The sequence below is a fragment of the Marseilla massiliensis genome (assembly GCF_016899855.1).
Classification (GTDB): Bacteria; Bacteroidota; Bacteroidia; order Bacteroidales; family Bacteroidaceae; genus Prevotella.
This window is the reverse complement of the sequence record NZ_JACJJG010000315.1, coordinates 1-210: the sequence shown is the minus strand read 5'-3', so window position 1 is coordinate 210 and position 210 is coordinate 1. Positions and strand designations below refer to the sequence as shown.

1 tRNA gene is annotated in these 210 nt (G+C 47.1%); it reads right to left on the bottom strand.

Annotated elements, in window-relative coordinates:
• Positions 1-110: 110 nt before the first annotated feature.
• Positions 111-185, bottom strand: a tRNA-Val gene (locus tag H6A34_RS14845).
• Positions 186-210 lie beyond the last annotated feature (25 nt).

Sequence of the window (210 nt, the reverse complement as noted above, 5' to 3'; positions counted from 1 at the left end):
GTTAATATTGTATTGTCCGTTTACGAAACAAATCTGCTCGTCTGCTTGTATCTTGTCAACTCGTCTACTAACAAAAATCCCGTCACACAATGTGCAACGGGATTCTTGAGTGGGCGTAGAGGGATTCGAACCCCCGACCCTCTGCTTGTAAGGCAGATGCTCTAAACCAGCTGAGCTATGCGCCCTTACTTGTCGTAAGCGGTTGCAAAG